We start from the raw sequence: 12,285 nt of genomic DNA, 5'->3' as shown, positions 1-12,285 counted from the left end.
ATCGCAATTATTTACCTGATAATGAAATCAATGACTTCCAGTAACCCCCTGCAACAGGCAATTGCCGACATCACCATCTGGCGTAAAGGCGAGCAGCGCGCGCCGCACAAGCCCCTGCTGCTGCTTCATGTGCTGGCGGGTTATCAGCAGGGTCACGGTCGCCTGTTTAACTACGGTACGGAAGTTCGCGACCCGTTGCATAGCCTGCTGGAGCGATTTGGGCCACAGCGCGCGCAGTACCGCCCCGATATGCCCTTCTGGCGCTTACAGGGAGATGGGTTCTGGGAGCTACAAAACGCCGAGCATTGTTCAACATCCGGCAGCAGCAAACAGCCCCCAGCCGGAGAACTGGTGACATATAACGTTGCCGGAGGATTTGATGAACAACATTTTGCCCTGCTGAAAAGAAGCAAGAATCTCATTAACGCCCTGGCCCAGCAGATCCTCGAGGCGCACTTCACCGAAAGCATTCAGGAAGAGATCGCGGATGAGCTGGGATTTGATATCCTGCAAATCCGCAAACAGCGGGACCCGTTGTTCCGCCAGCAGGTTCTACGTGCCTATAACTATGAATGCGCCATTTGTGGCTTCAATATGCGCCACGACAGCACCTCTGTCGCCCTGGAAGCCGCCCATATCAAATGGAAACAGCACGGCGGCCCATGCGAGATTTCAAACGGCCTTGCGCTGTGCGCAATCCACCATAAAGCCTTTGATAAAGGTTCGATTGGGCTGGATGAGAGTATGCGAGTTCAAGTGTCGCCCGCAGTAAATGGCAGCGGCATGGTGGGCAGACTGTTCTGGGATTTCGACGGGAAGGAGATTGCTCTACCGATGATACGCGAGAATTATCCAAAAGAAGGGTTTGTGGAGTGGCACAGAAAGGAGGTGTTTAGAGGGTGAGTGCGAAGGCCGGACTCGAAACCAAATTCAACATAATGAAATATAGAAGATAATTCATAATACCATTCTCACATGTCCCTTTTTGTAGCCCCTATCAATTATTGTGGTCATTCCCATCTCAACTTATTGGTTTAAAATGAAAAAAATATCAGTCTTGGTTTGGATCCATTTAACGAACCCGAATCGAGACAGAAAAAATGTTTATCAGGAAAACTGTTCACACTATTCACTTTTACCATTCTCCAAGTAATAAAACAGGATTATCTGGCATGAATCGTTGTTTTGATGCGGCTGCGCGGGATGGTAATCGCGAGAAATCCACACGAGCGCAGAACCTGATTTACATCCGACGACGTGCAGAACTGGCCGCACGGTAGCACGCGAAAAAATCCCCTGAAATTCCTCAATTTTTCCCGAAAAAAACATGCTTCCATAAAGGTGCATAGTTTTGCATGCAGCATGCAAATTCCTGTATTTAATCCCCCCTCACCAGTACCGGCGCGACCTGAGCCGGTTCATGTATCTGCATGAAAACTGCCCTATGAAGCAGGCTGGTGTGGCGGGGAGAGCTTTACGCGCTGCTTATTAAAACTAATTTATTAATTTTCCGCTTCAAATCCCCCAAGATCGATTTGTTCTTCGATTTCAGGAGTCCAAAGTAATTCTTCTGGAGTAGCATCTGACCAAAGCAATTTACCATGCTCCATAACATACCTAACCGGTATTTTAGGATTATTTATATCTCTACCGTCCCTTCCATACCATTGTCTCTCCCATTTATCATAGAAGACTTCCAAATCATCAGGCATGAGTATATAAACTGAACGAATGGTGATATTACTATAAATTGCGAAGACCCATGGAACTTGCCTGTATTTCGCAATTATTGTTGGATTCATATGATGGTGAGTTGAAAAACTCTTGGTTAGCTCAACATTAACTGATTTTAACTCAAACTCGGTACCAGTGACATCTACTGCATCATTACCTTCTCGCCCAGGAAGAACTTTAAGACTGAGAAGTAAAAGAACTTGTAGAAGTTTCCCTCCGTTATCTTGGAATATATCATTGATACCGTGCTTATTAGCTAACCGTTGATATTCTTCAACCTGAGGCCAAAGTGCAATTAAATTTGACCAATCTTGATGCAACTCAAATTTCATACCTAACTGTTCTCCAGTAATGAACTGGGAGAGACACCAAGAGCTGAAGCAATCCGGTCGATATTATCTATGGATATGTTCCTTTCACATCGCTCTACTGAGCCTATGTAAGTCCTGTGCAAGCCAGCTAAATCAGCCAAAGCTTCTTGAGACAAGCCCTGTCTCTCCCTTAACTTCCTGATGTTATGGGAAAAAATTACTCTTGCGTTTGAGGGGTTTATCTTTCGTTCCATTCGCGAGACAATGCAGCCTTGATGACAATAGATCTACAGACTATGAGTAGCAGTTATGACATTTGATGATAAAAAACCGGCATATAGAACAGACTTAGGAGCTATGTACATAGCTGACTCATTAGAAATGCTGGAGGCATTACCCGATAACAGTCTGAATTTAGTAATGACTAGCCCACCTTTTGCGTTGCAACGCAAAAAGGAATATGGAAATCATGATCAAGAACAATATATTGATTGGTTTCTAAAATTCGGAGAGTTAGTTTTTAAAAAACTTAAAGATGATGGAAGTTTTGTTGTTGATTTTGGTGGTGCGTACATGAAAGGCGTTCCTGTAAGGAGCGTGTATAATTTTCGTGTAATGATAAGAATGATTGATGAAATAGGATTTCATCTTGCAGAGGATTTTTATTGGTTTAATCCATCCAAATTACCGAGCCCTATTGAATGGGTCAACAAAAGAAAACTACGTGTCAAAGATTCAGTAAACACTATTTGGTGGTTTAGCAAAACAGAATGGCCTAAGTCTGATATAACGAAAGTATTGGTTCCTTACAGTGATCGAATGAAAAAACTCATTGAAGATCCTGATAAATTCTATTCACCCAAAATGCGCCCGTCAGGACATGATATAAGTAGCAGTTTTGGCAAAGATAATGGAGGAGCCATACCGCCAAACTTATTACAGATCCCGAATTCAGAATCAAATGGCGGATATTTATCCGGTTGTAAAAAAATTGGCATTAAAGGGCATCCGGCACGATTCCCATCTAAATTACCGGAATTTTTCATTAATATGTTAACCGAACCCGGAGATCTTGTTGTAGACATTTTTGGAGGTTCAAACACAACTGGAAGCGTTGCTGAACAATTAAATCGTAAGTGGCTTTCGTTTGAGCTATCATCTGAATATGTAGCATCATCTGTATTTAGATTTACCGATAAAAGCACAAGTCCAGAAATACTTCAAGAGATGTATGACTCAATATTAAATGGAGACACACTGGATTTAAGCGTAAGTTCTGAAAAAAAGAAATTTATATTAATCTGATTCATTAAAAAGCTAATCATATTTTCTGATTGGCTTTTTATTAATTATGTCTTAATTTTTCATAGCCAAATGAGCTAATCGACTTAGCCTTATTTTATCAATAAAATCAGCCCACCATTGAACCATCATCTACGTTCATTCAAATGCTCAGATGTATGGATATAAGCCGCACGTACATTATTACGTTCTGAATGACTCAACTGGCGCTCTATAGCATCACCACTCCGTAAGCCTGACTCACCTAAAGCACCACGAGCCATCGTTCGTAATGCACTATTCACAGTGTTGAATGGGCTCTCGATCGGGCGGCCGTCAGTGTTCGCTAAGCGCTGTCCGTTCATGTAACCCGCGGAGGAAACATTGATTACGCAGAGGATGATCGCGACATTCTGACAACCATCGCTTTCCGGCATGACAGAGCATCGAGAAACGACAACCGGGCAAAATATACGCCTGAACAGAGTCAGATTTTCATGCGCAGACAGGCCGCGCAGCCCCGCAAAAAATCCGTATAAAACGACCCGAAAATACCCGTCTTTTTAATAAAAATAGCCATGCATGCCTTCGCTGCATGGCTTTGCATGCAAAACCCTGAATTTTCCACACCCCGCCGCACCAGCACTGGCGCGGCCTGAGTCCCTTCATGCACCTGCATTTTAAGCGCCCCAGAAGCGGGCAGGCGTGGCGGGGAGAGCATTGCGCGCCAGAAGTAAAATCATTTTTTTTGCAGTGTAGCCTCAAATCGAGATTTCAAATCTTGAAAGGATACAATGATTATATTGATAAACTCTTTATTGTTATCGTTCAGAATAGAATCAACAAAATCATTTAATTCTGAATATTGACTCAACACGTTGACGTCTATAAATTCCTTGTAGGTCATACACTCACCGTTAATATTTAGACTATCGCCAATGTACTGCTGTTCAAGAGATCGAATACAAGGCAAACCGAGTGTATTCTCTCGTAAAGTGATTGAAATATTTTTAATCAGCTCGGTAATAAGCATCTCATCATTTGTTGGGGAAAAAACAGAAGAGTCTCTATTCTTTCTAAAAAGCTGAGCCCAGAAAAGGTACTGACACAAATAGAACCTTGTGCTATCAATAATATATTGATTCGATGAAAGCCCCCTCCGTTCTTTGATATAGCACAATCGACCTAAAAAACCATTCGCAGCGCTAAGTAAAGTTAGTCCCCAGCGACCAACCTCAAGATCCCTTGCCTTCCGAATATCATAATTACGTTCTTCTTCCTTTATCTTTATATCACTTTCATATTTCAGTTTATTTTTAAAGGATTCCAATTCTCTTTTATCAATATGTTTTAAAAATGTTTTACAGACAAAGCCAATAACAGCTAAAGAAATGCTAGATGACAGAAGCCCTTCCCAAAAAGCACTCATTTTCCACCCCGAGCTAAAAGTTCGTCATAATCAAATCCTGGAGGATTATCTTTGATAAAATCCGAATCTATCCTAAATGAGCGATATTGAGCCTCACGTAACGCATAGATATTCAATGTGGCTGTTAAAATACAATGATTCTCTCCACCTTTAACATATATTTTATTGGAAATTGTACTACTGGTAGGCTGAAGAACACACGAACCACCATAATGTGATGTATTTGATTGCGCAACATAGCAGTGTAGATCTCTAGCGGCTGATTCAGTGATATGTTGATAATAGTTAATATCTTTATTCCATACACTAGCAAATAATATATCAAGTTTTGAGCGGAAAAGTGCCCGATGTTCAATGTTTGCTAACTCAAAGCAGTTATACGTTGAAAACGATATGTTTTTCCATTTTATTAAATGATATTTTTGCTCATCAGGAACAGGAGACGAAACATCCAGCCTCAATGAGGTCAGCATCTTAATTTCACTTGGTGCATAGTGATTTTTAACTCTGAATGTCAACATACTGGACTTATGCTTAAAATGGGAAGTATAAGGTAACATCTCAACCAAAATATTATTCGCACGGTCATTCACCACCCAGTGCTCAAGACCAAATATTAAAGCAATTTGCTTTCTTCTTGAATGTGCAGCCATAAATGGCAACCAAGAAACAGGTATCGATAACTCAGGAAGAAGTAATATTTGAACCTTTTCATCGGTAGCGGAATTAAGAATACGATAAAGATTTTTCTGTCGCTCATAGCTTAAATTTGGCGACTGATCTTTTCTACATGCACTCTCAATATCTTTGTATTCGACCTTCATATTTGCAAGAGCAATTTTCACTGTGTCATTATGTTTAGCATCGTCAACATCAATCGTTATTTCCAGTGCTTTATTGTCTTTTATACTTTCTACAGAGCAACTTTTCTCATGATATTTATTTTCCTCTGTAAAGTCATTCAAAGTATTGGTATGCAAAGCATCGATTAATTCAAATAGTTGTTCTTCATCGGCATGAATATATCTTGGGGTTTTATTAATCTTTCTTTTTAACAGTGAAACGCCATGCAATTTACTATATAAATTTTCTTCTGTAAGATCACCTTTATAACTGGTGTAATTAGCTAAAGGCCAAGAAACTAGATTATGACGAATCATATTACTCGTCCTAAATCTTTTTATCATCAAGGGCATTTCATCATGCTGGTTTATTAAATCCCACAATCCTTCCAAACTTCTATTTCGTGGTTTTTCATCCCCAAGCAAAATATCCAAATCTAGCAATGCGAGATTTAAGCACAGTGAAATGTCTATATATTGCTGAATTCCCTGCTTTAACTTATCAGCTACCAAGCCACTAACTTCATTATTTCTATCGCTTACATTACCATCATCTTTTCTATACCATTTAACCTTACGTATTAATTCAATAACTTGCTTATAAAACATTATCGAAAAGCCATATCTCCTTGTAATTAAGGTATATGAAAGAACCTTCTCCCACAATCGACAAAACCTTAACCCATTTTCACCTTTAAAGAATAATGTAATTTGCTTTAAGGTATGTTCGTTAGAAGGTAAATTACATAATCTATGAGCTAAAATATGAGAGGATATATACTTAGAAAGCTCTGTTTCATTTTCCGCCAGACCTACTATACTCCTGAACTTATTAACAGAACCATCAAACAAAATATCATATGCAAATTTATCCAGATCACTTGAAATATGCTCTTCTGGCAAAAAACGAAAAGCACTACTTCTATTTTCAATTTCTTGCTTAAAAACCTGCAACCCAGCAAGGCTATGATCTTTATTAAAATAATGAAAGATAAGCTTATCTTTTTGAATGGGTAACTCATGATACGCTGACGTCAATTTGAAGCCTTCATGATCGTCAGTAGGAATTATAAAGTCGATTAAACTTCTGTTAATAAAATTAACAACCTCATCACCTCTATCTTCTATTTCAATTTTAGGTGAAGAAAAGACAAATAAAATATCATCTACATAGCGTCCATAGTAAGAAGGATTAATCTTAGATTTAATATCTCTATCAAAGTCAGCCAGATACCAGTTAGCCAATATCGCCGAGGATGTAAAACCAATTGGAATCCCCTTTAAACCGGATTCCGGATGAGTTTCCTCAATAAAAGGTGATATTTTATTTCTATAAGTTTCATGCATCAACTTTAATTTTTCATTCAAAAATAAAGATAGCTCTTTAATCTCTGCAAGTTGACATTTTTCAATAATATTGTCAATGGCATCAAAATCAATGTCAATATTGTAATAAAACCCTTTGAGATCAAGTGATAGAATTGCAACATCATTGCGTTCTTTTTCTATAACCTCAATAGCTTTATTAATTCCACCATCTCTCCATCGATTATAGTTATCAATATATCTTTCGAATATGTTTTTAGCACTTATTTTTTTGCTATCATCGCTTTTCCTTGAGTATTTCTTTATTGATTTAGAAATTCTATTTCCGAAAACTGAGTCTGAGAAATCATCATCAAGCATAGACCCAACAAAAATAGACCATAAGGTTTCGATAATATATATTTCCACCGGGGCAGTTATTAAATAATTCACTGCACAAACTTTATAATCATCTGCTGTTTTATTATTACTTAAGAAAAGGGCTCCACTTCTTTGTTTAAAATCTAAATGACTATCAATTTTCTTTGGCAAAAGCTCAACATCTATTTTATTAAGCCATTTTATAAAATCTTCATTATCATTTTCAAAAAACTCAACTATTCGTTCAACTTTTGATGAAAAATTGAAACTTTCAAAGCGAGCCACTTCAGCTTTCAAAAAGAAATTAAGGTTTTCATAGTAAGCATATGACTTAAGGCAATTATAAGCGCTAATAACTACATCGTTAGTAATCATTAATTATTATTCCTCTGCTTAGGGCAATTTAGTTTAAATCAAGAAAGCATCATCAATATTATTGATGTAAATTAAAGTATTTAACTTTTTTTTGCAAATTCATATGAGGAAATTAAAGCATGGGCATTTTCGTAAAGAAAGTCGGCCCACCACTGGACCATCAAGCGACGCTCATCTAGGTGTTCAGAAGTATGAATGTAAGCAGCCCTCACATTATTGCGTTCAGAGTGGCTCAATTGCTGCTCAATAGCATCGTCGCTCCAAAGTCCAGACTCACCCAGAGCACCACGAGCCATAGTCCTAAACCCATGACCGCATACTTCAGTTTTAGTGTCATAACCCATAGCTCGCAACGCACTGTTTACCGTGTTCTCACTCATAACTTTCGTCGCATCATGATCACCGGGGAAAAGAAGCTCTTTATCACCACTGATTTGCTTGAGCTGCTCTAACAACACCATAGCCTGTCGGCTAAGTGGAACTATATGTTCCTCTTTCATCTTCATGCCACGATACGAGTAACGCACGTTTTTAATTTCTTCACGCTTTGCAGGTATACGCCAAAGAGCTTTATCGAAGTCGAATTCATCCCAACGCGCAAAACGTAGTTCACTGGAGCGCACAAAAGTCAGTAAGGAAAGCTCGACCGCGATCCGTGTCATTATGCGGCCACGATATGCCGCAATACGAGCAAGAAACTCAGGGAAACGACTGGATGGTAGAGCAGGGTAATGCCGCACTTTGGTTGTCGATAAAGCCCCTGCCATATCACTAGCGGGGTTAGAGTCGATGTAATCGTTTCTGTACAGCATAACGCATAACAGCCGTGACACGCTGTTGCAGGCGCTGAGCGACGTCATGCTTGCCACTGGCATCAACTTTTTTAATCGGGGCTAACAAGTGGCTGGTTTTGAGCTGCCGAATGTCGGACGAACCAATATACGGGAAGATATAAAGCTCAAGATAACGGAGAACCCGCGTTCGATGGTCTTCACTCCAGCGCTTGTTGCTGGCATGCCATTCGCGGGCAATAGTTTCGAAAGTATATGCTCCTGCGTTCTCGGCCTGCGCTTCTTTGTGTTCTGCTTTCGGGTCGATACCCTGCATTAACAGCTTTTTAGCTTCATCACGCTTTGCTCTTGCCTGAGCAAGCGTCACGGTCGGCCAAACACCAAAAGCGAGGCGATCCTCTTTTTTGTCGGAGGGGCGTCTGTATTTCATGCGCCAGTATTTAGACCCCTTGGCCGAAACCTCAAGATACAAACCGCCACCATCGGCCATTTTATAGGTTTTGTCTTTTGGCTTTGCGGTCTCGACCTGTCTGGCGTTGAGCTTCATTTGGGGGCACATATCTAATCGAAGTTAAGATGCCCCCAATGGCATCCGGATTTCAACGGACTACCTCGGACGAATCAGGACGGAAAAACCGCTACAATCATTGATTCTAAAGGGATAATTGGACTTTCTTGGACGGTCTTGGAAGTACTAATGGTGCCGAAGGCCGGACTCGAACCGGCACGTATTTCTACGGTTGATTTTGAATCAACTGCGTCTACCGATTTCGCCACTCCGGCACGGAAGGGATGCGGAAAACGTTGTGGATTATACCTGTCGTGCGCCACCATGCAAGTGCCAGCGTGTGTCCGGCTCGCTAAGTGTTGAAAATTTCAGCATTACCTTTCTTACCTGTAACCATCATCACAGTTTGCCCCCACCTTAATCCCCCCTTCTGCGAAGCGTCCCGTTTCCTCATGCTCTACACTTCCAGTTCAACACCACACTGAGGGAAACACGATGTCGATGATAAAAAGCTACGCTGCAAAAGCGGCGGGCAGCGAACTCGAACTCTATGAATATGATGCGGGCGAGCTTAAGCCGGAAGATGTCGAAGTGCAGGTCGATTACTGCGGTATCTGCCATTCTGATTTGTCGATGATCGACAACGAATGGGGATTCTCTCAGTATCCGCTGGTTGCCGGGCATGAGGTGATTGGTCGCGTGGCGGCGCTCGGCAGCGCGGCGCAAGATAAGGGTCTGAAGGTTGGTCAGCGCGTTGGGATTGGCTGGACGGCGCGCAGCTGCGGGCATTGCGACGCCTGTATCAGCGGCAATCAGATCAACTGCCTGGAAGGCTCCGTGCCCACGATTCTTAATCGCGGCGGCTTTGCCGAGAAGCTGCGGGCCGACTGGCAGTGGGTGATCCCCTTGCCGGAGAGCATCGACCTTGCGGCGGCCGGTCCCTTGCTGTGCGGCGGCATCACGGTGTTCAAACCGCTGCTGATGCACCATATCACCGCCACCAGCCGCGTTGGGGTGATCGGCATCGGCGGCCTGGGGCATATCGCCATTAAGTTGTTACACGCGATGGGTTGCGAAGTCACCGCGTTCAGCTCCAATCCAGCGAAAGAGCAGGAAGTGCTGGCGATGGGGGCGGATAAGGTGGTCAACAGCCGCGATCCGGATGCGCTAAAAGCGCTGGCGGGCCAGTTCGATCTCATTATTAACACGGTTAACGTCGATCTCGACTGGCAGCCCTATTTTGAAGCGCTGGCCTACGGCGGTAACTTCCATACCGTCGGCGCGGTGCTGAAGCCGCTGCCGGTGCCGGCGTTCACTTTGATAGCTGGCGATCGCAGCATCTCCGGTTCGGCGACCGGTACGCCGTTCGAACTGCGCAAGCTGATGAAGTTTGCCGGTCGCAGCAAGGTGTCGCCTACCACCGAGCTGTACCCGATGTCGCAAATTAACGACGCTATCCAGCACGTGCGTGATGGCAAGGCCCGCTACCGCGTGGTGCTGAAAGCCGACTTCTGATGCCGGGCTCAGTCCCGCAAGGGGCTGGGCCTATTGCCCGTTACGAAACGCGAGCACCGCCTGGCGGCACTGTTCCGTCACATGCTCGATGTCATGGTTCACGTCGATGCGGGCAATATCGCGTTCATCCTCCTGCGGGCACTCCAGCGCATCGAACTGGCTTTTGAGTAATCCCACCGGCATAAAATGCCCTGCCCGACGCTGCATGCGCGCCAGAATAGTCTCGTAGTCGCCGTCCAGCCACAGGAAATGTACATTCGGGCTGCCCTGACGCAATATATCGCGATACTGTTTTTTTAATGACGAGCAAACAATAAACCCGGTCTCATTCTTTTTATATAAACTGTATGAGGCGTCATTTAATCGTGTTAACCACGGTAGTCGGTCTTCATCGGTTAATGGAATACCTTCAGACATTTTATCAATATTTTTGGCCGGATGGAGATCGTCGCCATCAATAAATTTAGCCGATAACACTGCGGCGACTTTACTGCCAATTAAAGATTTACCGCTACCCGAAACGCCCATCAAAATATAACTTTCCCCGGCCATCAAAAAACTCCAGATTCATATTCCATGGCGCGATACTACCCCTTCCACATTGCAGAATTCACCTTTTTTCGCCGCGGCTGCGTAGATTTACAAGGCGCATCACGTTATGCGTAACATTGTAGTGTAACAATTTTCCAGCGTGACCTGCGTCACAAATAATAACAATCAAAACCGTTTAAATGCTGCCGAGGTTACTACCTGACCAGTGAGGCATTTATGCAAGTCAAAACCCAATCCTGCGTTGTTGCGGGTAAGAAAACTGTTGCCATAACCGACCAAAATATTGAATGGGATAATAAAGGAACATTAGTACAAATTACTCGCGGCGGTATTTGTGGTTCCGATTTACATTATTACCAGGAAGGGAAAGTCGGTAATTTTACCGTTAAAGCGCCGATGATTTTAGGCCATGAAGTTATTGGTAAAGTGGTGCGCAGCGATTCAAAAGAATTACATGAAGGTCAGTCGGTGGCTATTAATCCGTCGAAGCCGTGTGGCCACTGTAAATACTGTTTGCAGCACGAAGAAAACCAGTGCACGGAAATGCGCTTTTTTGGCAGCGCCATGTATTTTCCCCACGTCGACGGCGGTTTTACCCGGTTTAAAACCGTCGATACTGCGCAGTGCATCCCTTACCCGCAAGAGGCCGATGAAAAAGTCATGGCCTTTGCCGAACCGCTGGCGGTAGCGATCCACGCCGCGCATGAAGCGGGCGACCTGCAGGGCAAGCGCGTGTTTATCTCCGGCGTCGGTCCTATCGGCTGTCTGATCGTCAGCGCGGTGAAAACGCTCGGCGCAGCAGAGATTGTCTGTGCTGATATCAGCCCGCGCTCGCTGTCGCTTGCCCAGCAGATGGGGGCTGACACGCTGATTAACCCGCAACAGGACTCGCTCGACGAGTGGAAAAAAGAGAAAGGCTACTTCGACGTCAGCTTCGAAGTCTCCGGCCATCCATCCTCAATCACCACCTGTCTGGAAGTCACCCGCGCAAAAGGCGTGATGGTGCAGGTCGGCATGGGCGGCGCGGTGCCGGACTTCCCGATGATGATGCTGATCGGCAAAGAGATCGCGCTCAAAGGCTCGTTCCGCTTTACCACCGAGTTCAACACCGCGGTGTCGTGGCTGGCGAATAACGTTATCGATCCGCTGCCGTTACTCAGCGCCGAATATCCGTTTACCGAGCTTGAACAGGCGCTGATCTTCGCCGGGGATAAAACCCAGGCGGCGAAAGTCCAGCTCGTTTTTGCAGAAACAAAATAAG

The 12,285-nt window shown here is 43.5% G+C and carries 11 protein-coding genes, 1 tRNA gene and 3 pseudogenes; 6 read left to right on the top strand and 9 right to left on the bottom strand.

Annotated features, from left to right (window positions below; all coding sequences use genetic code 11):
* Positions 1–30 precede the first annotated feature (30 nt).
* On the top strand, positions 31–903 hold the full coding sequence (locus LA337_02335) for an HNH endonuclease (protein ID UBI16552.1): 873 nt from the start codon (positions 31–33) through the stop codon (positions 901–903).
* Positions 904–1,187: 284 nt separating this feature from the next.
* Positions 1,188–1,280, top strand: a pseudogene (locus LA337_02330) (Polarity suppression protein).
* Positions 1,281–1,502: 222 nt separating this feature from the next.
* On the opposite strand, the gene LA337_02325 reads toward LA337_02330, so the two are convergent.
* Positions 1,503–2,066 carry a restriction endonuclease gene (locus tag LA337_02325; protein UBI16551.1) on the bottom strand — a complete coding sequence of 188 codons (564 nt, stop codon included), beginning with the start codon at positions 2,064–2,066 and terminating at the stop codon, positions 1,503–1,505.
* A 2-nt stretch (positions 2,067–2,068) separates the two neighbouring features.
* Complete coding sequence (locus LA337_02320) at positions 2,069–2,299, bottom strand: helix-turn-helix transcriptional regulator (GenBank protein ID UBI16550.1); 231 nt, start codon at positions 2,297–2,299, stop codon at positions 2,069–2,071.
* Between the two features lie 55 nt (positions 2,300–2,354).
* On the opposite strand from LA337_02320, the gene LA337_02315 reads away from it, so the two are divergent.
* A complete protein-coding gene (locus LA337_02315; protein ID UBI16549.1) occupies positions 2,355–3,350 on the top strand; it encodes a site-specific DNA-methyltransferase in 996 nt (331 codons plus the stop codon).
* A 40-nt stretch (positions 3,351–3,390) separates the two neighbouring features.
* On the opposite strand, the pseudogene LA337_02310 reads toward LA337_02315, so the two are convergent.
* Positions 3,391–3,616 (bottom strand): annotated as a pseudogene (locus LA337_02310) (integrase).
* Between the two features lie 63 nt (positions 3,617–3,679).
* Between LA337_02310 and LA337_02305 the strand changes: the two are divergent.
* A complete protein-coding gene (locus LA337_02305; GenBank protein UBI18388.1) occupies positions 3,680–3,865 on the top strand; it encodes a hypothetical protein in 186 nt (61 codons plus the stop codon).
* On the opposite strand, the gene LA337_02300 is transcribed toward LA337_02305, so the two are convergent.
* The 5 genes and pseudogenes from LA337_02300 to LA337_02280 all read right to left on the bottom strand — a co-directional run bounded on the left by LA337_02300 (position 3,814) and on the right by LA337_02280 (position 9,232).
* Positions 3,814–4,005, bottom strand: coding sequence for a hypothetical protein (locus LA337_02300; GenBank protein UBI16548.1), 192 nt, complete (start codon positions 4,003–4,005; stop codon positions 3,814–3,816). The two genes, LA337_02305 and LA337_02300, sit on opposite strands and share 52 nt — an antisense overlap.
* A 60-nt stretch (positions 4,006–4,065) precedes the next feature.
* Positions 4,066–4,755 carry a hypothetical protein gene (locus tag LA337_02295; GenBank protein UBI16547.1) on the bottom strand — a complete coding sequence of 230 codons (690 nt, stop codon included), beginning with the start codon at positions 4,753–4,755 and terminating at the stop codon, positions 4,066–4,068.
* Positions 4,752–7,658, bottom strand: a complete 2,907-nt coding sequence (locus tag LA337_02290) for an RNA-directed DNA polymerase (protein ID UBI16546.1) — start codon at positions 7,656–7,658, stop codon at positions 4,752–4,754. The genes LA337_02295 and LA337_02290 overlap by 4 nt, the downstream gene beginning before the upstream one ends.
* An 80-nt stretch (positions 7,659–7,738) precedes the next feature.
* Positions 7,739–8,996, bottom strand: a pseudogene (locus LA337_02285) (integrase arm-type DNA-binding domain-containing protein).
* Positions 8,997–9,147: 151 nt separating this feature from the next.
* Positions 9,148–9,232: transfer RNA gene (locus LA337_02280), tRNA-Leu, on the bottom strand.
* Between the two features lie 220 nt (positions 9,233–9,452).
* On the opposite strand from LA337_02280, the gene LA337_02275 reads away from it, so the two are divergent.
* Positions 9,453–10,472 (top strand): NAD(P)-dependent alcohol dehydrogenase, encoded by a 1,020-nt coding sequence (locus LA337_02275; protein ID UBI16545.1) that lies wholly within the window; start codon positions 9,453–9,455, stop codon positions 10,470–10,472.
* 30 nt (positions 10,473–10,502) lie between these two features.
* On the opposite strand, the gene idnK is transcribed toward LA337_02275, so the two are convergent.
* Positions 10,503–11,024, bottom strand: a complete 522-nt coding sequence (idnK, locus tag LA337_02270; GenBank protein UBI16544.1) for a gluconokinase — start codon at positions 11,022–11,024, stop codon at positions 10,503–10,505.
* Positions 11,025–11,240: 216 nt separating this feature from the next.
* On the opposite strand from idnK, the gene LA337_02265 reads away from it, so the two are divergent.
* A complete protein-coding gene (locus LA337_02265) occupies positions 11,241–12,284 on the top strand; it encodes an L-idonate 5-dehydrogenase (protein UBI16543.1) in 1,044 nt (347 codons plus the stop codon).
* The last annotated feature ends 1 nt before the right edge of the window (position 12,285 follow it).

Source organism: Citrobacter europaeus (assembly GCA_020099315.1).
Classification (GTDB): domain Bacteria; phylum Pseudomonadota; class Gammaproteobacteria; order Enterobacterales; family Enterobacteriaceae; genus Citrobacter; species Citrobacter europaeus.
The sequence above is the reverse complement of the archived record's forward strand: the minus strand, read 5'-3'. Positions and strand labels throughout refer to the sequence as shown.